A 21204-nucleotide genomic window follows, 5' to 3' on the forward strand; every position below is an offset into this window, starting at 1 on the left:
GGTTAACATAGTCAATATGTGTCCTGGATCTAAATGATTTTTCTTGTTTTAATTTTCAATCCTTTATGAAATGCCAATAGTTAATAATTTATGTTAGAATATACGCATCAAATCAAAAGGATTTTTTTGAAAATAAAAGAAAAAAAAGCACTGAAACGAGAGTCTATTATTCAAACTGCTTTACAACTTTTCTCACTAAATGGTTTTCATAAAACAACTATCCCGGATATTGCAGAAAAATTACAAATGAGTGTTGGAAATTTATATAACTATTTTTCATCTAAAGATATATTGGCAAAAGAGATCATCAAATACACTTCTGAGGTTTTAGGAGATGAGATACGAGTAGTGAATATGCTCGATATCTCTTCAGAAGAGAAGATCAAGAAGATCGTTGAGCTCTATTTTCGTATGGCAAAAGAGAAACCTGAAAGAATAGAGTATTTCTTACGGGTCTATCTCTCTAATCGTGAAGTGTTTAAAGATGGCTGTGAAGGGACGATGTGTGTTTCTGGTTTTATTACTGAAATAATGATCTTTTTTGATGATGGAGTAAGCTCTGGAGAGTTACGAAATCAAGACTTCTTTTCTGCTTTTGGGCTCTTTATGGGTTATCTGGGGGGTATGGTATTTCTCAAGGGAGAGGAGTTGTTGCCAAAAGATATTGAGCAGTATACTGATGATATATCTCGTAATATTTACGCCGCTTTAAAGGCATAAACAGTGACAAGCCATTTTCTTGCCTTTAAGCAAAGCTTTAGTGAGAGGAATTTTTACCGAAGCTTTGCTTTGGTAAAAAGGAGAGAATAATCATGAAACCTAAACTTCTTTGGCTACAGTCTATTACCTGTAATGGCAACACTCACTCTTTTTTAAACCATCCAAATCTCTTTTCTATTCTTTCACGTTTCGAGCTTATCTATCACCCTGTACTGGAGACAGCATTTGATATAGAAGTAGTTGCAACAGGTGAGTTGGAGTGTGATATTCTTATTTTGGAAGGATCATTTAGAGAAGAGGGTTTTACCAGAGGTAGAGTAGAGGTTTCACATTTTATTGAAACCTATGCGAAGAAGGCTAAACATATTATATCGGCAGGAACATGTGCAACATTTGGCGGGATATTTAAAGCGTATGATCCAGAACATATTTCAGGATTCTGCTTTGATGGAGAGGAGCCAACAGGGCGTTATGAGACGTATGCCTCAAAACTTATCTCTCTGCCTGGTTGCCCTATCCATCCTAAATGGCTCTCTTATGTGCTCATGATGATGGTAAAAGGTAAACATATACCCATAGATGAGCTGCATCGTCCTCAAGAGCTTTATGGTATCACTGTGCATACTGGTTGTGCCCGTAATGAGTATTTTGAGTGGAAGGTAGATACTAAAGGCTTTGGACTCAAAGAGGGGTGCCTTTTTTATCAACAGGGATGTCAAGGTCCTTTCACTAGGGGGAGTTGCAACAAGATTCTCTGGAATGATACAAGTTCTAAAACCATTGTGGGTACTCCCTGTTTTGGATGTACAGAACCAAGTTTTCCAAAAACAGCACTCTTTAGTACCAAAACCAATATGGGTATACCTGCTACGATGCCATTGGGTGTACCTAGACGAGCTTATCTTACGGCCACCGGGATTGCTAAGAGTTTTAGAATTAAGCGATTTGAAGAGAGGATAATCACTTATGATAGTTAGACAACTCATAGAGAAGATAGAGGGTGAAGCAGAGTTGGATTTTACCTTTAATGAGGGCAAGATAGAAGATGTGCGGATCAACTTTGGTTTCTACAGAGGAATGGAAGAAATACTTGTAGGAAAAGATGCCCGTGATGCCTTGGTAATAACACCAAGAGTGTGTGGTATCTGTAACCATGCCCATCTTATAGCAGCTGTAAGAGCCATGGAGAACGGTTATGAAAATGCCGGGATGACAGTAGAACTTACCGATAAAGCTAGTGATATACGAGAGTTTACTCTCTCCTGTGAACTGATGCAAAACCATATGACATGGTTCTATATGACCATTTTGCCACGATTGAAGAAACTTATAGGTGAGCCAAGTAGTGAGAATTATGCCCTTAAAGCTTCATACTTCTCATCTACCATTACAAAAGCATTGTCTATCTTCGCAGGTCAGTGGCCACACTCCTCTTATGCAGTACCAGGTGGAGTGACATGTGATCCTACTTATGTAGATGTTATGCAGGCTGAAAATCTTGTAGATGAATGCCTTCGATTTTTTGAACAGATGGTAGTTGGAATGCCAATGGAGAAATATCTGGAAATTGACTCAAACTCTTTTTTGTATGATATAGATGGAGATCTTGGTAGTGTTCTTCAGCTTATGGGCATGAATGAATTGGCTGATATGGGACAGAGTCATGATAGGTTCATTGTGTTTGGAGATTCTGTTTTGTCTAAACCTGGAAAGTCTATAGGGACAACAGTTTCCAGTGTCGATGTTCGTTATGTAGAGGAGTCAATACAGAATGGAACTCTAGCTAAAGCGGTAAACTATAAACAGAAGCTTTATGAAGTAGGTCCTTTGGCTCGTGCTATGGTTGGCAAAGAGTCTATGGTCAAGCAGCTGCATAAACGCTATAAAGATTCCATACTCACTCGGGTGTTTGCACGTGTACATGAAGTGGCACTTCTTTTAAACCATAGTAAAGAGCTACTGCAAAATCTAAAACTCGATGAACCTTCTTTCACACTTAGTGGAGATTTAAAGGTACTAGATTTTGAAGGAGTAGGAGTGGCGGAAGCTGCACGGGGCTCACTTATCCACAAAACAACTGTTAAAGAAGGACTCATACAAAACTATGAAATAATAGTACCGACACAATGGAATCTTAGTCATGGTGATGATATTGAACGTGGTGTTGCCATAGAAGCTATGGTGGGTTCAACAACTACAGAGGAGGCATCTTTTATCTTTAGAACTTTTGATGTCTGCTCGGTCTGTACTACACAATAATATTAATCTATTCTTTTTACTTATACCTAAAAATCAAGAAGTTTGTTCTTTTTTTATTAAAATGAATGATTATTCATTTTAATTTAAGTTTACTTTTCATAGAATACTGAATAGTTATTCATTTTTTAGAAGGAGAAGCAGATGGGTATTGATAATAAAGATACATCTTATGATTCGCTTTATAAAGCGTTTGAAGAGAGGATTGAGTTATTGGCAAAATTACCAAAGATGGATGAAGATAACTCCATCGAAAAGGTAATAAAAGAGAATGGTTTCTCAAGAAGAGACTTTATGCAGTGGGCAGGAATGGTTACGGCGATGTTATCGTTACCTTCAACATTTACACCTCTCATGGCTGAAGCCGTAAAAGTGGCAGATAGATTACCTATTATCTGGCTACACATGGCAGAGTGTACAGGATGTAGTGAATCTCTGCTTCGTTCTGCAAACCCTTCCATAGACAGTCTTATCTTTGATTATATTTCATTAGAATATCATGAAACACTTATGGCAGCTTCAGGCTGGCAGGCAGAGCAGAATCTTGAGAATGCAATGCATAAGTATAAAGGAAGATATATATTAATGGTTGAGGGTGGTATTCCAACAGGAAATGAGGGTTCATTCTTAACAATCGGTGGACATGGTAAAAAAGGTAAAGATATTGCGATTGATGCAGCTAATGATGCTGCTGCTATTTTTGCTATTGGTACTTGTTCATCATTTGGTGGAGTTCAGGCAGCTGCTCCAAATCCCACAGGTGCAGTACCACTTAGCAAAGTTACAAACAAGACAGTCATTAATGTTCCCGGTTGTCCTCCAAGTGAGAAAAATATTGTTGGAACTCTGCTTCACTATCTTCTTTATGGGACACTTCCCGCTCTTGATGTCTTCAATAGACCAAAATGGGCATACAGACTTAGAATTCATGACCTTTGTGAAAGAAGAGGACACTTTGATGCAGGTGAGTTTGTTCAGCAGTTTGGTGATGAGGGTGCAAAAGACGGATACTGTCTTTACAAAGTAGGGTGTAAAGGTCCTTATACTTTTAACAATTGTTCCAAACAGAAGTTTAATCAGGGTACATCCTGGCCGGTTCAAACCGGTTTTGGGTGCATGGGTTGTTCTGAACCAGATTTCTGGGACACTATGGGTACTGTAAATGAACCACTTAAAGATAGATTGTATCATACTGCATTTGGTGGGCTTGGTGCTGATGCAACGGCAGATAAAATCGGTATAGGCATACTTACAGTTACCGCAATAGGTATAGTAGCACACGCAGCTATAGCAGTGATTAAACCGCCAAAAGAAGGAGAATAGTCATGTCAAAAAGAGTAATAGTAGACCCGATCACTAGAATTGAAGGGCATTTAAGAGCAGAAGTTATAGTTGGTGATGATGGTGTGGTGCAAGATGCTTTTATTTCATCAACATTATGGAGAGGACTGGAGGTTATTGCCAAAGGCAGAGACCCTAGAAACATACCTCTTATTATGCAGAGGATATGTGGGGTTTGTACTTACTCTCACTATTTAAAAAGTACAATGGCAATAGAAAATGCTTTAGAAATAAAAATTCCTTACAATGCAGAACTTGTTAGAACTTTGATGAATGCGGCACTGTTCATGCATGATCATCCTGTGCATTTCTACCATCTGCATGGTGTTGACTGGGTGGATATTGTTTCAGCATTGTCTGCTGATCCAAGAAAAGCCAGTGAATTAGCATTTAAATACAGTGATAATCCCATAGGTACAGGTGAAAATGAACTTAAAAAAGTACAAGAAACCATAGCAAAATTTGCTAAACATCCTCAAGGACTTGGACCATTCGCTAATGCATATTGGGGACATGGAACCTATAAGTTTACGCCAGAGCAAAATCTTATAGCACTCTCTCACTATTTAAAAGCGTTAGAGATGCAAAGAATGGTGGCACAAATGATGGCGATATTTGGTGGGAAACAGCCACACCCTCAGAGTCTTGTTGTTGGTGGTGTAACTTGCGTTATGGATATACTCGATCCAGCAAGAATGGGCGAGTATATGGTTAAATTTAAAAAGATGGCAGATTTTATCAAAAATGCATATATGGCAGATATCAAGATGGCTGCAGAAATGTATAAAGCTGAACCTTCTGTTGTGAAACCCGTAGGTGTCAAAAACTTTTTAGCTCAAAAAGAGTTTATGATCGGAAGAGATCAATATCTGTTTGATGGCGGATATATCCTAGATGGTGATATCTCAAAAGTCTTTGATCTAGATGAAGATCTTATTACAGAAGAAGCAACGCACTCCTGGTATAAAGATGACGGTCCACAGCATCCTTATGATGGAACTACAGTTCCAAATCATACAGGTTTTGTAGATGGTGAAAGCATAGGTCCTGATGGGCAACCAATTGAGTCTAAGCTCATCGATCCTGAAGCAAAATACTCTTGGATAAAATCTCCAAGATATGACGGTAAGCCAATGGAGGTTGGTCCTTTGGCTTGTCTGCTTGTAAGTTATGCAAGAGGGAATAAGATAGTTCAAGATTCTGTTAATGGATTCCTTAAGGCAACAGGACTTCCGGTTGGTGCACTATTTACTACATTGGGTAGAACAGCAGCAAGAGCACTTCAGTGTGAGATCATAGCTGACAATGCACTGGTTGCATTCAATAACTTAATTGAAAACTTGAAAGTTGACCAGGAGACTTGTGCAACTTATGTGATTGATAAAGATAAAGAGTATAAAGGTAGAGGAATGGGTGATGTTCCAAGAGGAATGCTTAGTCACTGGGTTAGAATTAAAAATGGTGTAATTGAAAATTATCAAGCTGTCGTTCCTTCAACCTGGAATGCAGGTCCAATGGATGCAAAAGGGGCCAAAGGACCTTATGAAGCAGACCTGATAGGGCTTAAGGTCCAAGATATTACTCAACCATTGGAGATCATAAGAATTATTCACTCTTATGATCCTTGTATCGCCTGTGCGGTTCATGTTATGGATACAAAAGGCAATAAACTGAGTGAATATAAAGTTGATCCACTCTATGGTAGTTGTAGCGTATAAAAGGAGCTAAAATGGAAACAGTTCATAAAAAAGTCTCCACAGATGAGGTTCAAATTGAGCGTAAGTTGGAGTTTAGTACATTCTATAGATTACACCATTGGGTGAGAGTACTTAGTATAATTGTTTTAATGGTAACAGGGTTTTATATTGCTGCACCTTATGTTTCGCCAGCTGTAACTCCTGAACCAACAAATTTTATGAATGCACTTTTCAGAAGTTGGCATGTCATATTTGGTTTTGTTATGATCTCTATGTTTATAGGAAAAACATACTATTTTCTCTTTGTTAAAAGTGACAGGGCTGAAATAAATTCTGTAAAAGATCTATTTTCTTTGAAAAATTGGTCTAAACAGATAGGATATTACTTTCTTGTAACTAAGCACCCACATTTAACTGGTGCATATAATGTTGTACAGTTCATGGCTTATACAGCTTTTTATTTTATGACGATTGGATTGATACTTACAGGACTTATACTTTATGTCCATGTCTATCATCAAGGTATTGGTGGTATATTGTATGACAGTATGAGGCATCTTGAAGTTATGTTAGGTGGTTTAGCAAATGTTAGAGAGATACACCATCTCCTCATGTGGGGAGTTATCCTTTTTATTATAGTTCATATCTATATGGCAGTCTTTAATGCTGTGTATGGAAAAGAAGGAAGCATTGATTCTATAATCAGTGGATATAAATGGCATGAAAAACACTAAACTCTAAGATCTAGTATTAAAAATAAGGAAATCATTTGAAAATCTTAATATTGGGTATTGGCAACATTATCTTCGGGGATGAAGGTGTAGGCCCTCATCTTGCAAATCTTATTGAAGAGAAGTATGCGTTTATCTCTAATGAACATAGTGTAGATGTGGTTGATGGCGGTACCCTGGCACAAAGACTGATACCTATTATCACAGAATATGACAGAGTTATTCTGATCGATTGTATAAATGTTGAGGATGGCAATATCGGTGATGTCTATAGTTTCGATTTTAACAAAGTACCAGACTTCATTACCTGGAATGGTTCAGCCCATGAGGTGGAGATGTTGCAGACGCTACAGATGATAGAGATGATGGGTGACTTGCCTCCTGTTAAAATTGTCGGTGTTATCCCCTATGTAATAGGTGAAAACAGTACTTTTGAGATGACAGATGAAGTGCTTAAAGCAAGTGTAACTATGGAAAAAACGATCATTGACCATATAAGATCATTTGAGATAGAAGTAAAAGTAAAAGATGAGAATCTTACAATAGTGGATGTTTCTGCCCATACCTACATGAAGGGTGTAAATTATGATATTGGAGTTTAAACTTGATTATCGTTCATCCTCTTTGGTGTATGAGAAAATATTTTTAAAAACCCTGAGAGAACTCTCTTTAGAGGGAAGAATTGTTAAAGAGCATTTCCTTTTAAAACTCTATGTTGAAGCAGGGAAGGCAGAAGCACTGGAAGAGTTTGCAACTAGGTTTAGCCAATCTCTCCCGCATTCTATATTTTTACATGTAACTGAAGCATCCATGGTTGATACGATGCCTAAAGAGAGTTATGTACTGCCAGAACAAGAAAAGTTGCCTCTTTCTTTTTGTCCCAAATGCTTTAGTGAAGTCATGGATAGTGAACATGAAAACTATTACAATATTTTTACAGAGTGTGAAGCCTGTGGATATAGTGTGGACGGAGAGAGGAGAAGTTATAAAGATGAGTTTGAAAAAACAGCCAACCTCATAAAAGAGGGTAAAGTCGTTGAACTGAACACCTTTTATGGAAAATATTTTGTAGGTTTGCCAGCTAAAGTTTGTAATGATATATCATTTGACATTATCGCTTATGATCTTGCTACCATTGAAAAGTATGCCAATGTTGAGAAGTATGAGATCTCTGCTCTGGGTGCAATTGAAAAGCCACTGGTAAAACTTAAAAAGAAAATGAATTTCACTATGGATTTTGAAGAGGTTGAGGCTGATCTTATTCGTTTTAAAATTTCTGATGATCTTATACTTCATCTACTTATAGAGGAGTTACATAAAATTGGCATAGATATACTTTTTATGACAAATGAAAAGATCGAAACCAGAGAGGGTCTGCTTCTGCTTGAGCCTAAAGAGGAGTTGGAACCTATCGAAGCGGTTGTATCTGAAAATGACATTGCTATAGTTAGTGGAGAGAAGGGCTTGCCATCTTTTCCTATGTGTACTGAAACGGTAATACCTTCCGTTGGATCTTTTTATTCAGTGATCAAAGAACATCAGCTTCAAGATGAAAATATTGCCGGTGTTAATTTAAGTAAAGAATATAAGAACAATATTTTAGTTTACGGAAAAAAATATGGTTTGGTTGAATATTTGTCGTTTCATTTTGAATTTGACTCTATGCAGGATATATTTGAACAGATCGTGGCTACAAATGAGACAGGAGAGAAGATAGTTCAAAACTATAAAAAAACGTATCCAGAACATTTTGATCAAATCTTGAAAATTGTTTTTGAAGATAGAGAGTTCAATCTCTATAAACTATGGGGAGTGGTGGCAATGGTGCTGGATTTTGCCAAAACAGATGATCCTATTGAAGCTGCCAAAATCCTGGAAGAGAGTGCCATGTCATTTTTGGGGACAAGAGGCCCAAGAATAGATTATAAACTGTTGAGTATAGAGGGGAAAGTACATTTGGATCCTCTTATGACCATACGTACTGCAATGAGTTTTAAACTTGCAGGCATCGATCAGTTGACGCTATGTTATGGTGTTATAGAGAGTTTTCTTGAGTTTATTGCCAATGAACTTGATGAGGTAAAACAAAGTATGGATATCACTGCTGTTGCAGCAACAGGTTCACTCTTGGGAAATAAGCATTTTTTTAGTAAAATGAGCAAAGAAATTGTAGTGAATTACCCTATCTATTTTAACAATGAACTTCCTGTTGATGGACGAAATATGTTTTATGGTGGAACATCACTAGACAAATAAAAATAAAGTAGATTAAAAATGAAGTTTGAAACCTACAGAATAGCCATTAATGGTACAGTTCAGGGAGTTGGGTTTCGTCCATTTATCTACCAACTTGCTACTTCATTACATCTTTATGGTACTGTCTCAAACGGTACACAAGGTGTGGAGATAGTTATCAATGCTACTTCGGATACCTTAAAAATATTTATCCAAAAGATAGAAGAAGAATTGCCACTGTTGGCTGCCATAGATAACATCACTACGACACAAATAGTACAAAAACTTTTTACAAGTTTTCAAATCATCTCTACAAAGGAAGAAGGTAAAAGAACGGTACGTATTCCTCCAGATGTAAGTATTTGCAAGGAGTGTGAAGCTGAACTTTTTGACTCAGGTAATCGTCGTTACGGCTATCCTTTCATCACTTGTACACATTGCGGGGTACGTTACTCCATTATTTTTGATCTGCCCTATGATCGTAAAAATACTTCCATGAAATTTTTTGAAATGTGTAAAGCCTGTGAAGAGGAGTATACAAATCCTCTAGATAGACGTTACTATGCACAGCCTATCGGGTGTTGGGAGTGCGGACCCTCATTATCCTTGTGGGATAATCAGCGTTCAGTGTTCAGCATTCAGTGTTCAGAAATTATTGATGTTGCAGTACAATTTTTGTTAGATGGAAATATTTTGGCTGTTAAAGGGGTTGGTGGCTACCACTTAATGTGTGATGCTACGAATGATGAAGCAGTACAAAAGATGAGGGAACGTAAAAAGCGACCGACTAAACCCTATGCTGTTATGGTAGCTAATGTAGAGTTGGCAAGAGAATTGGCTGTAATGAGTGAACAGGAAGAGGAGTTACTGACTTCAAAAGAGAGACCTATAGTGTTGTTGAATGCTAAAGAACAAGGGTATAGTAAACTTGTTGCCCCCAATATGACTAGAATAGGCCTGTTTTTACCGTATACCCCTTTGCATTTGTTGCTACTAAAAAAACTAAACCGTCCCCTCGTCGCTACCTCTGCCAATATTACAGATGAGCCTATCTGTACTAACAAAGAGTCATTGGCAAAACTGCAAGGGGTGTATGATTATGTTTTGGATCATAACAGAGAGATAGTTAATGGCTGTGATGATTCTGTGGTGATGGCAGTAAAAGATCAACAGATCATACTTAGGCGGGCTAGAGGGTATGCACCTGCAAGCATAAAGCTCCCGTTCGCACTTAGTAAGAATGTATTGGCTCTTGGGGCAAACCAAAAAAGTACCATCGCCATTGGATTTGATAATGAAGTTATTCTTTCTCCGCATATTGGTGACCTTGATACCATTGACTCCGTGAGTTACTTCGAAAAGAACATCCAAACGCTAGAATGTATCTATGACTTCAAGCCCGATGTAGTAATGCACGACAAACATCCTAACTACGAATCTACCAAGTATGCTTTGAGCCATTACGACAACACAAAAGCTGTTCAACATCACTACGCACATATCTTAGGAGTGATGGCAGAAAAGCAGATAAGAGGTAAAGTACTGGGTGTAGCTTTTGATGGTACAGGGTATGGGGACGATGGTAACCTTTGGGGTGGTGAGTTTTTGATTTGTGACTATACAGGTTATGAAAGAGTAGCACAGATAAACTACTTCAAACTCCTTGGAGGAGCAAGAGCCATAAAAGAGCCTAAACGAGTAGCACTCTCTTTACTCTTTGACCTCTATGGTGAAGATGCTATCACACTACAAAATCCTAGCATAAAAGCCTTTTCGACCACTGAACTAAAAACTTACTTCATCGCATGGGAAAAAGGCTTGAATGCTCCTTTAAGCTCCTCCGTAGGCAGACTTTTTGATGCTGTAGCATCTCTAGTTGGAGTATGTCACACGATGAGCTTTGAAGGTGAGAGTGGGATGATGCTTGAAGAGTTGTATGACGCTAGTGTAGCAGGGTATTACCATTTTGATTATGAAGATGGTAAGATAGGTATTTTTTCCGTTATTAAAGAGATACTTTTAGAGAAAAACACCTCCGTAGCTGTCTCAAAGTTTTTTCATACCCTGGTTGAGATAATATATACTATTCATAGGCAGTATGATCTGCCAGTTGTTTTAAGTGGTGGAGTGTTTCAAAACAGGGTGCTTTTAGGGTTGGTTTTAGAGAGAATACCTGATGCTGTCATCTCTAATGCCATTCCACCCAATGATGGTGGGATTGCTTTGGGACAGGTTGTGGCTAGATAAGTATCTTGTTTCTGTAATTAAAGCGCCACTCCGCCTCTTTCAAGTAAAACACAAACTGTTCATCACTCACACCTTTATATTGCAATATGAACCTTTCAAAAAACCCCCAGAATTCTGTAATGGTATTGTGTACTTTAGAGAGTTTTGCTACTTTGTTGAAACGGAGGTATTTTAAGAGGAGCTTCTTCTCCTGCTCGTCGTTAGTGTCGAGGTTGTAGCGTTGGATGGTGGGCATCATGAGGTTGTAGACTTTGTTGTCATAGGAGAGGGTGAGGAAGTGTTGGAGTTTGTCTATGTTATCTTCTATCTTTAGACTTTTTGGAAGGTAGAGGTATTCGTCATAGCCTGTAACGCTTTGGTTATGAAGTTGATACTGTTCATCTGAATAAAGAGCAATGGTTCTTCGGAATTTTTCGTAGTATTTTTGTACGGTGGCAAAATGCATGCCCGTTTCTTTGGCGGCCTTTCTGGCGTTGTAGCCTTCTGTGAAAAGTGAGAGTAGCTTCTCTTCTCTGACTACTTTTTGAGGACTGAACTTACGCTTGCACTTGCTGCATTTACGCTGCCTGTCTCCCAATAGATATGTGTACGGATGTTCACAATAAATACATTTCATAAGTAAATCATAGCAATCTATACTTTTTTAGTCCTTAAAATAGAGTAGAAATTATTTTTTTAATTTAAACTTAATAATAAAAGACTACTATAATGAATATTCATTCAGTTTTGGAAAGGAAAATGATGGAATTGTCTCTGCTTGTTATTTTTTGGTATGGCATACTTCATGCATTTGGTCCTGATCATCTTACTGCGATCGCTGATTTTTCTATAGGAAAAAATAAAAAGAAAACACTCCTTATTACTACACTTTTTGCCATAGGACATGGACTTAGTCTTTTTGTATTTGCAAAAGTGTTGCAGAGTGTAGATATCTCTAAAGGTATTTTGGCTTATGGAGATGTTATATCTGCAACAGTCATCATAGCTATGGGTGTTTACCTACTTTTTATGGTGGCAACAGACCGTATACAACTTCGTAAACACATGCATGATAGAAAAGAGCACATACATATCTGGTTCGGCAAATCACATGAACATAACAATACAGACACTACTTCCTCTTTTGCACTGGGACTTCTTATGGGTATAGGTGGTGTAAGAGGTATGCTTATTACTCTTGGAGTAGTTCAAGGTGGGGTCGTAGACTTTACAATGGTAGGAGCCTTTACTTTAGGAGTGATGCTTATTTTTGTAGCTTTTGGGATGCTTATCCTTTACGTTAATCAAAACTTTTTAGGTAACCTTCAAAATGTAAGAAGAGCCTTTACTACTGCGGGTGTTGTCTCTCTGCTTGTAGGTAGTAATATTTTATTTGGATAAATTAAACTTTTAGGAGAAAATATGTGTACAGACTGCGGATGTAGTATAACAGATAGTGCTACGGCACACACTCATGAACATAGTCATGAAGAGGATCATTCTTATGATCATCAAAAGGCGCATGAACATTTGCATCATAACCCCCAACTCAATGATGCAAAAACCATTTCAGTTATTCAGAAGATCTTAGATAAAAATAATCATGAAGCAGAGCACAACAGAAGTCATTTTAATTCAAAAGGAATTCTGGGAATTAACCTTATGAGTTCTCCGGGATCTGGGAAAACAACTCTTTTGGAGTACCTTGCTGATGTAGCAGAGTTCAAATTTGGTGTAGTAGAGGGTGACCTTGAGACTAGCAAAGATGCAGATAGACTTAAAGCCAAAGGCATCCCTGCAATGCAGATACAGACAGGATCTGCCTGCCACCTCGATGCTTTCATGGTACACAAGGGTTTGCATGATATGCCTCTTGATGAGCTAGATGTATGTTTTGTAGAGAATGTTGGTAACTTGGTCTGTCCCGCTTCTTATGATGTAGGTACACACTTAAACATAGTCTTGGTTTCCATTCCTGAAGGTGAAGATAAAATTGCCAAGTATCCGGTGATGTTCCGTCAGGCTGACCTTATACTTATTACCAAAACAGACTTACTTCCACACTTTAAATATGATATCGAAGCAGAGAAGGCAGAAGCAAGACGCATTAAACCAAATGTAGACATACTAGAGGTGAATGTTCATGATATAGATTCAGTCAAAGCAGTTGCTGACTGGATAGAGTTCAAGAGAAAAATGAGGAGTTAATATGTGTCTATCAATTCCAAGTAAAGTAATGAAAATTTCTGAAGATGAAACTACCTGTACAGTTGATACAATGGGTGTACAGCGTGATGCAAGTCTTTTAATGATGATCGGTGAAGAGCTAAATATCGGTGACTATGTACTTCTGCATATTGGTTTTGTCATGAATAAAATAGATGAAAAGGAAGCACTTGCTTCCATTGATACCTATAAAGAGATACTTGAATCAATGGATGAAGAAGAGAGACAGAGGGCTATCTTGGAAGATGATGAATGCCCCAGTAGAGGTAGTAGTGAGCAAGTAGCAAGTAGCAGTGAGCAGTAGGCATGGCAGATTTAGAACTTAAAAACTTATATGATGATTTTCGTGATGGGGAAACCATTAAGGCTTATGCTAAGATCATTGCTGAAGATGCAGCTAAGTTAAGCAAACCTATTAACATCATGGAGGTGTGTGGCGGGCATACGCATACTATTATGAAGTATGGTTTACCTCAACTTATGCCTGAAAATATTAACTTCATTCATGGACCAGGTTGTCCGGTTTGCATTATGCCTAAAGAGCGTATAGACCATGCCTATGTTTTGGCGAGGCAACCTGATATTATCTTGGTGACTCTAGGTGATATGATAAAAGTCCCAGGGAGTAACGGAAGTCTGCAAGATGCCAGAGCAAAAGGTGCGGATGTGCGCTTTGTATACTCACCTATGGAGTGTATCAAGATAGCTGAAGAGAACCCTGATAAAACGGTCATTTTCTTTGCTATAGGTTTTGAAACAACGACACCAATGACAGCTGTACTTGTAGAACAAGTCATTAATCTGAGTATTTCCAACATTCTTTTTCACATCAACCATGTAACGGTTCCCGAAGTGATGGTAGAACTTATAGACAGCCGTGATGTGCATGTTGACAGTTATAACAATAGGATCGATGCATTTTTAGGACCCAGTCATGTATCTGTGATAAGTGGTTCAAAAATCTATGATAAATTTCCAAAAGAGTATGGTCGTCCTGTAGTGGTGTCAGGCTTTGAACCTGTTGATGTAATGCAAGGCATTAGTATGATCGTCAAACAATTTGTTGAAGATCGTTGCGAATTGGAAGTTCAATACAAAAGAGTGGTGAATTATGAAGGAAATCTAAAAGCGCAAAAACTTATAGACACTTACTTTGAAAAGATGGATCTTTTTAGATGGCGAGGACTTGGAAATGTGCCTGAGAGTGGACTAAAATTAAAAAAGGAATTTACTTCTTTGGATGCAGAGGTAGTCTATAGAGATGTGTTGCCTATCGCAGAAATAGAAGATCATAAACTTTGTATCTGTGGTGATATATTAAGAGGAATGGCAAAGCCGCCTGAGTGTACTATTTTTGGTACGGCTTGTAAACCTACCAATCCTATCGGGTCTTGTATGGTTAGTAGTGAAGGGGCCTGTGCGGCTTATTATAAGTATGGGAATTTAATTTAATACTTTAAAGATATATTTAATTTATTAAATTTCCTTACATATAAACTTGTGGCGTTGTTTCTCTTTTCATTTTTTTAGAAAAAACGAAACAAAAAATCGTCATGGCTCTCGAAACGCTTTGCTTTCAAGGGCGTTCGCCATGACAAGGCACACTTCGTGTGATTAATAGAGAAGGAAGATAATGACTAAGACAGTAACAATTGCACATGGTAACGGTGGAGAAGAAAATAACGAACTCATCAAAAACATCTTTTATAAACACTTTGAAAATGAGATTTTGGCTAAGAGTGAAGATGCTGCTGTTATAGAAGATGGTAAGCTTGCTTTTACTACAGACAGTTTTACGGTAAGTCCTCTCTTTTTTCCCGGTGGAGACATAGGTAAATTGGCTGTTTGCGGTACATGTAATGACTTGGCAATGATGGGAGCAAAGCCTAAATATATGACCTGTTCTGTCATCATTGAAGAGGGATTCTCTACACGTGATCTTGAGAAGATCGTTAAGAGTATGAAAAAAGAGCTTGAGATCAATGGTGCTATTGTCGTAAGCGGTGACACAAAAGTGGTACCCAAAGGATCTGTAGATAAACTTTTCATCAATACAGCGGGTATAGGGAAGATAGAACAAAAAGGTATCACTGCTTCAGGACTAAAAGAAGGAATGAGTATCTTGGTAAGTCGTGATGTAGGTGCGCACGGTGCAACCATATTTGCAGCCCGTGAGGGGATAGCATTAGAGAGTTCTCTTGAGACGGATTGTGCTTCTCTTTACCCACAGGTAAAAGCACTGATGGATGCAGGTATTAACATCATCGCACTACGTGATGCTACACGAGGAGGTGTAGCTGCGGTACTTAATGAGTGGGCAAAAAGTTCTGATGTCTGCATTGAAGTAGAAGAGGAGAGCATCCCTGTGCAAGAAGAGGTAAAAGGTATCTGTGAAATGCTTGGTTTTGAAGCGGTCAGCCTTGCCAATGAAGGGACTTTTGTTTTGACCGTAGCCAAAGAGGATGAAGAAAAAGCTTTGGAAGTGTTGCAGAAAACACATATCACATCTGCTATTATTGCTACAGTAACCAAACAGTATGAAGGTAAAGTGATACTGAATTCTTCCTGGGGAACAAAGCGGTTTTTAGACTTACCTACGGGTGAGCTTTTACCTCGTATCTGTTAAGGTCCTAAATGAAAATACTCCTACTTTGCACTGCCTTCAACTCTCAGACCCAAGCAGTCTACACTGCACTGGAAGATAGAGGGGATGACATTGCTGTAGCTTTTGCTATAAGTGAAAATCAGATATTAGCGGAGGTAGCAGCATTTGAACCACAATTGATCTTATGCCCTTTTTTGAAGTGTTATTTACCTGAAAGTATCTATAAAAAGTATCCTACTTATATTTTTCATCCAGGACCTTTGGGTGATAGAGGACCTAATGCTCTGGAGTATGCACTTAAAAGCCATACAAAAGAGTGGGGAGTTGTCATTTTTGAAGCCAATGCGCTTTATGATGGAGGAGATATCTATGCGCAGCAAAATTTCACAGTACGAGAGACTTATAAAGCTTCACTCTATCGTCAGGAGATAGTACAGGCTTCACTAAAAGCATTGGAAGCATTTTTTATGAATCTGAGAAAAGATGTTAAAGTGCCACAACTTTTAAACCCGATACATGAGAGATTTACACAAGCCAAAAGAACCATTGACTGGCTAAAAGATGATACACAAACCATTATTGACAAGATACACCTCTCAGACAGCTTTCCCGGGGTACTTGATGAAATATTGGGAGTACAGTGTTATTTATTTGGGGCATGGAAAGAAGAGTTCTTCAGAGGATCACCTAAAGAGATTCTTGCCAAGAGAGATGGGGCTATTTGTCTGGGAACCATGAATGGTGCAGTGTGGATCACACACTTAAAAGAGGTAGGGAAATTCAAACTGCCGGCTACTTATGTATTGAAAGATAGGTTAGAAGGGATAAAGGAAGATAGGCTTCCACTGCTTTTTGATAAGAGTTATAATACCTTTTATGAGACAAGTGTAGAAAAACGAGATAATGTAGCCTACCTCTGTTTCAATTTTCACAATGGAGCGATAAGTGCAGAGCAGTGTATGCGACTAAAGTATGCAGTGGAGTACTTGAAAAATGAGTGTGAAGTGTTGGTGCTCATAGGCGGGATGGACTTTTTCTCGAATGGCATTCACTTAAATATTTTGGAAGATAGTGTAAAGCAGGGTGAAGATGGCTGGGGTAATATAAATGCTATGAATGACTTGGTGCGTTCCATACTCTATGCAGATGAGGTAGTTACTATAGCCTCATTTGGACGCAATGCTGGAGCAGGTGGGGTTTTTATGGGTCTTGCCTGTGATTATGCAGTGGGTAAAGAGGGAGTAGTGTTAAACCCTCACTATAAAACATTGGGTCTTAGCGGAAGCGAATATCATACCTACAGCCTGCCTAAAAGGGTAGGAGAAGAGATAGCAGAACGTCTGCTTAATGAGTGTTTACCCTTGTCGGTAGAGAAAGCAAAAGCTATAAAGATGATAGATGAAGTGTATGCCCATGAGAATTACTATGAAGAGCTGCACAGCTTTGCTAAAAATACTTATGATGATGACTTTATCTGGGAGAAACAGGAGTATTTGGAAGAGCATACCGAGCGTATAGAGGCACTCAAAGAGAGAGAGCTTGAAGTGATGCATCCAGAGTTTTGGGATGCTAACAGTATCTTTCATAAACTTCGGGAAGCGTTTGTTTATAAAGTATGTCCAAGAGACACACCAGAGAGATTAAAAAAGGTAGTTATTGATGCATGAGTATAGTATTGTTCAGGCTTTGTTGAATCAGTGTGAAGGTATAGCCAAAGAGAATAAGGCCAAGAGGGTGACGAAAGTAGTCACTAAAATAGGTGTGATGAGTGGAGTAGAGATACATCTGCTGCAAACAGCATTTGATACTTTTAAGGAGGGTACAATTTGTGATGGAGCAGAGTTCATTATCAATCATCAGAAAATAAAACTCTATTGCAATGAGTGTGAAGCTGAATTTGAGATAGATGAGTTGACCTATAAATGTGTAGAGTGTGAGAGTTTAAATGTCAAAGTGATAGATGGTGAAGATATGTACCTTATGAGCTTGGAGATGGAGTAATAATTTTATTACATAACTTAAAATAATACTATATCTCATAAATAAAGTATATTAAATCACTTTAAATTTTATAAATGAATATTTATTCACTCCTATTTAAGTTTACTTTTCATAGAATACTGAATAGTTATTCATTTTGTAAGGAATGTTTATGAAAACTGAAATATCAAGACGGCGTTTTCTTCAGGGTTCTGCTGCATTAACGGTTGTAGCTGTGTCGGGGGCTGCTTCGGCACTGATCGAGACGAAAGAGAAGAGCAAGATAGCTGACTTTGCTTTGACAAAGACTCAGATAACAGGCAAACTTCAACAAATCCCCACACTTTGTGAAATGTGTGTAAATAAATGTGCAGCTATCGCACGTGTTGAAGATGGAAAACTGACCAAACTCAATCCCAATCCTCTTTTCCCAAAATCCAGAAACATGTTATGTGCCCGTGGTAATGCCGGGATACAGGCACTGGAAGACCCAGATCGTTTGAAATACCCGCTTATTCGTATGGGTGAACGCGGTGAAGGTAAATTCAAGCGGGTGACGTGGGATGAAGCTTATGAACATATCAAAGATAAGATGGTCAAGATCCTTGATGAAGAGAAAGATAACAGATCTACCATCGGATTTTGTGCCGGTGAGGGAATGGCGGAGCATACCTATGCCTCTTTTATGAAAGATAAAATAGGTTCATCTAACTTTGTGAACCATAGCAGTATTTGTCTCACCACTACGATCGCCGGGTATACACTTACCCTTGGGGGTTATGGGCAGGCAGATCTTGATAATGCCGAATATGTCATTATGGCGGGGGCTAACCGTGCCGAAGCGATCGTGACCCCTGATACGATGGATCTTTTCAAACGGACAAAAGGCAGGGGAATAAAACTTGTTGTGATTGATCCCCGTTTTACCAATACTGCTGCACATGCTGATACATGGCTCCCTATTGAGGTGGGGACTGATCTGGCTTTTGTACTGGCTCTTACCTATGTGGCATTCATGGAGGGACGTTACAACAAACGCTTTGCCCAAGAGAATATGAGTGATTTTGAAGCCTATAAAAAACATATTATCGATAGTAAATATACTCCAGAATGGGCAGAGCCTATCACCGGTATTAAGGCAGAGGAGATTCGTAAGATCTCACGTGATTTTATGGCTCATGCACCCAGATCCATCTATTATCAGGGGCGACGAACGGCTTGGAGCCATCAGGATTATCAGCTCAGACGAGCACAGGCGATATTCACTGCTCTGGGTGGTGGTATAGATAAGAAGGGGGGAATTGTATTTGGAAAAAAACTTCCTCTTGGTGAGCATGCCATCCCTTCCCCAAGTTATGACAATGCCAAAGAACGCATTGAGAAAGACAAAGCTGCAGTCGTTGGCTCAAGCGGATCATGGCTTGCCTGGCGAAATACTATTATTGACGGAACAGCTCCCTATCCGGTACGTGCATTTTTTGCCTACAAACAAAACCCTATGCTCTCTGTTCCCAATACAGCAAAAACAAAACAGATGCTTGAGAAAATGGATCTGGTTGTGGTGATCGATACTATGCCAAGCGATACAGTGATGATGGCAGATGTTGTTTTACCGGAATCGGTCTATCTGGAGCGTGAAGACCCCGTCAAAACATTTGGTGGGTCAGAACCTTCCATTGCCCTGCGTAAACAAGTGGTTGAGGCGAAGTATGATACCAAACCTGTGATCGAGATGATGCGAGGTCTTGGAGAAAAACTCTCCAAACCTCTTTTTGAAATTTCAAAAAAATATGATGAATCACTACAGGAAGAGATCGCAGATCGTGGTGAAACAGTGGTGTATAAAGAAGAGGGTTATGATCTTGCTGATGGGTATCGTCATTCGCAGACGGCGATTAATCATCATATGGTTGCAAGTGTCTATGGTGAAGAAGCATGGGATACGTTACAGGAAAAAGGCGTCTTTTATCCTGATATGGATAAATTCTTCAAAAGAAAATCTGTCAATGAATATCAGTACTACCCTGAACATAAGAAGAGTTACTCAGTTATTGAGGGTGCCCTGATCAATGAGCCATATCATGATACCTGTGTCGATACAGAAGAGATAGCGGTCTTAAAGAAAGACTTCCGAACTGCAACAAAGAAGATCGCCTGTGCGCTTTACAATCTTGAAGAGAAGAAAGGGATCGATGCTATGCCGACATGGCGAGACGAGCTTTATACACCGACACCTAAAGGACGATTCAGATTCATTACTGGACGTCACGGACAATTTACCCAAAGCGGAAGCGCCAATAATGCTCTGTTGTTAGATCTGCTTTCAGATAATCATTTATGGATCAACAAGCGTGTTGCTGATGAAAAAGGGATCGGGCTTGATGACATGGTTGAAGTGAAGAGCAGTATCGGTGCGATTAAGATAAAAGCATACCCCACTGAGAAGATAGGAACGAATGTGGTGTTCTTTGTTCATGGGTTCGGTGCAGAATCAAGTGAACTCACTTTGGCACATCATCGTGGTGCAAATGATAATATTATTATTGAAGATCATTATGAAAAAGCCTTTGGTTCCGCAGCAATGCATGAGACGATCGTAGATATAAGGAGAGTGTGATGGCACGTTATGGAATGGCACTTGATTACAAAAACTGTATCAACTGCAAGGCATGTGAAAGTGCCTGTAAAGAAGAGAACGGTATTTTGCTTGGAGCGGATAATCACCGTATCTGGGTCGGGGTACATGAGATAGAAGGGGTTTTCCCAAATCTAAGCATTGGTTCAAGCAGTTTCCAGCCCAGCCAGTGCCAACAGTGTGATAACGCCCCTTGTAAGTCAGTCTGTCCCACCAATGCAACTTATTATGATGACAATGGTGTGGTTCGGGTCAATCCTGATCAGTGTATTTTATGTACATATTGTATGCAGGCTTGTCCATATGATGCACGCTATATCGATGACAGAACGATGACCGTTGACAAATGTAACTTCTGCTCAGATACCCGAATGATACAGGGAGAGACAACAACAGCCTGCCAGGCAACTTGTCCAACAAAAGTTCGTATCTTTGGTGATCTTGATGATCCTGAGAGTGAAATTTCCCAGGTACTTAGAGACAGAGAGTATCATAGATTAAAAGAGCATCTTGGTACGCAACCAAAACTTTTTTATCTAACATAAGGATCAT

19 protein-coding genes are annotated in these 21204 nt (G+C 38.9%); 18 read left to right on the forward strand and 1 reads right to left on the reverse strand.

What is annotated here, in order from left to right; translation table 11 throughout:
• Positions 1-126: 126 nt before the first annotated feature.
• The 9 genes from ACLHDG_RS04775 to hypF all read left to right on the forward strand — a co-directional run bounded on the left by ACLHDG_RS04775 (position 127) and on the right by hypF (position 11227).
• The gene (locus ACLHDG_RS04775) at positions 127-720 is read left to right on the forward strand and encodes a TetR/AcrR family transcriptional regulator (protein ID WP_415407847.1); all 594 of its coding nucleotides are present in this window, start codon (positions 127-129) and stop codon (positions 718-720) included.
• 92 nt (positions 721-812) lie between these two features.
• Positions 813-1697 carry a hydrogenase gene (locus ACLHDG_RS04780; protein WP_415407848.1) on the forward strand — a complete coding sequence of 295 codons (885 nt, stop codon included), beginning with the start codon at positions 813-815 and terminating at the stop codon, positions 1695-1697.
• Complete coding sequence (locus ACLHDG_RS04785; protein ID WP_415407849.1) at positions 1687-2979, forward strand: nickel-dependent hydrogenase large subunit; 1293 nt, start codon at positions 1687-1689, stop codon at positions 2977-2979. Before ACLHDG_RS04780 ends, ACLHDG_RS04785 begins: the two co-directional genes overlap by 11 nt.
• Before the next feature lie 141 nt (positions 2980-3120).
• The gene (locus ACLHDG_RS04790; RefSeq protein WP_415407850.1) at positions 3121-4299 is read left to right on the forward strand and encodes a hydrogenase small subunit; all 1179 of its coding nucleotides are present in this window, start codon (positions 3121-3123) and stop codon (positions 4297-4299) included.
• Positions 4300-4301: 2 nt separating this feature from the next.
• Complete coding sequence (locus ACLHDG_RS04795; protein WP_415407851.1) at positions 4302-6035, forward strand: nickel-dependent hydrogenase large subunit; 1734 nt, start codon at positions 4302-4304, stop codon at positions 6033-6035.
• Positions 6036-6046: 11 nt separating this feature from the next.
• Positions 6047-6748: a Ni/Fe-hydrogenase, b-type cytochrome subunit gene (gene cybH, locus ACLHDG_RS04800; RefSeq protein WP_415407852.1), complete on the forward strand. Its 702-nt coding sequence runs from the start codon at positions 6047-6049 to the stop codon at positions 6746-6748.
• 35 nt (positions 6749-6783) lie between these two features.
• Entirely contained in the window at positions 6784-7347 is a 564-nt protein-coding gene (locus ACLHDG_RS04805; RefSeq protein WP_415407853.1) for a HyaD/HybD family hydrogenase maturation endopeptidase, read from the forward strand.
• Complete coding sequence (locus ACLHDG_RS04810) at positions 7331-9001, forward strand: hydrogenase (RefSeq protein WP_415407854.1); 1671 nt, start codon at positions 7331-7333, stop codon at positions 8999-9001. The genes ACLHDG_RS04805 and ACLHDG_RS04810 overlap by 17 nt, the downstream gene beginning before the upstream one ends.
• 18 nt (positions 9002-9019) lie before the next feature.
• Positions 9020-11227 (forward strand): carbamoyltransferase HypF, encoded by a 2208-nt coding sequence (gene hypF, locus ACLHDG_RS04815; RefSeq protein ID WP_415407855.1) that lies wholly within the window; start codon positions 9020-9022, stop codon positions 11225-11227.
• On the opposite strand, the gene ACLHDG_RS04820 is transcribed toward hypF, so the two are convergent.
• The gene (locus ACLHDG_RS04820) at positions 11220-11843 is read right to left on the reverse strand and encodes a transposase (protein ID WP_415407856.1); all 624 of its coding nucleotides are present in this window, start codon (positions 11841-11843) and stop codon (positions 11220-11222) included. The two genes, hypF and ACLHDG_RS04820, sit on opposite strands and share 8 nt — an antisense overlap.
• 92 nt (positions 11844-11935) lie before the next feature.
• Between ACLHDG_RS04820 and ACLHDG_RS04825 the strand changes: the two genes are divergently transcribed.
• From ACLHDG_RS04825 to ACLHDG_RS04865, 9 genes are all read left to right on the forward strand, one after another.
• Positions 11936-12607, forward strand: coding sequence for a hypothetical protein (locus ACLHDG_RS04825; RefSeq protein ID WP_415407857.1), 672 nt, complete (start codon positions 11936-11938; stop codon positions 12605-12607).
• 21 nt (positions 12608-12628) lie between these two features.
• Positions 12629-13414 carry a hydrogenase nickel incorporation protein HypB gene (gene hypB / locus ACLHDG_RS04830; RefSeq protein ID WP_415407858.1) on the forward strand — a complete coding sequence of 262 codons (786 nt, stop codon included), beginning with the start codon at positions 12629-12631 and terminating at the stop codon, positions 13412-13414.
• Position 13415: 1 nt separating this feature from the next.
• Positions 13416-13736, forward strand: coding sequence for a HypC/HybG/HupF family hydrogenase formation chaperone (locus ACLHDG_RS04835; protein ID WP_415407859.1), 321 nt, complete (start codon positions 13416-13418; stop codon positions 13734-13736).
• 2 nt (positions 13737-13738) lie between these two features.
• Positions 13739-14884, forward strand: a complete 1146-nt coding sequence (gene hypD, locus ACLHDG_RS04840; RefSeq protein WP_415407860.1) for a hydrogenase formation protein HypD — start codon at positions 13739-13741, stop codon at positions 14882-14884.
• 181 nt (positions 14885-15065) lie between these two features.
• The gene (hypE, locus tag ACLHDG_RS04845; RefSeq protein WP_415407861.1) at positions 15066-16058 is read left to right on the forward strand and encodes a hydrogenase expression/formation protein HypE; all 993 of its coding nucleotides are present in this window, start codon (positions 15066-15068) and stop codon (positions 16056-16058) included.
• Between the two features lie 8 nt (positions 16059-16066).
• Entirely contained in the window at positions 16067-17704 is a 1638-nt protein-coding gene (locus ACLHDG_RS04850; protein WP_415407862.1) for a hydrogenase maturation protein, read from the forward strand.
• Positions 17697-18038, forward strand: coding sequence for a hydrogenase/urease nickel incorporation protein HypA (hypA, locus tag ACLHDG_RS04855; protein WP_415407863.1), 342 nt, complete (start codon positions 17697-17699; stop codon positions 18036-18038). Before ACLHDG_RS04850 ends, hypA begins: the two co-directional genes overlap by 8 nt.
• Before the next feature lie 151 nt (positions 18039-18189).
• The gene (locus tag ACLHDG_RS04860; RefSeq protein WP_415407864.1) at positions 18190-20634 is read left to right on the forward strand and encodes a molybdopterin-dependent oxidoreductase; all 2445 of its coding nucleotides are present in this window, start codon (positions 18190-18192) and stop codon (positions 20632-20634) included.
• Entirely contained in the window at positions 20634-21197 is a 564-nt protein-coding gene (locus ACLHDG_RS04865) for a 4Fe-4S dicluster domain-containing protein (RefSeq protein ID WP_415407865.1), read from the forward strand. The genes ACLHDG_RS04860 and ACLHDG_RS04865 overlap by 1 nt, the downstream gene beginning before the upstream one ends.
• The last annotated feature ends 7 nt before the right edge of the window (positions 21198-21204 follow it).

This window comes from Sulfurovum iocasae, assembly GCF_047716765.1.
Lineage (GTDB): Bacteria > Campylobacterota > Campylobacteria > Campylobacterales > Sulfurovaceae > Sulfurovum.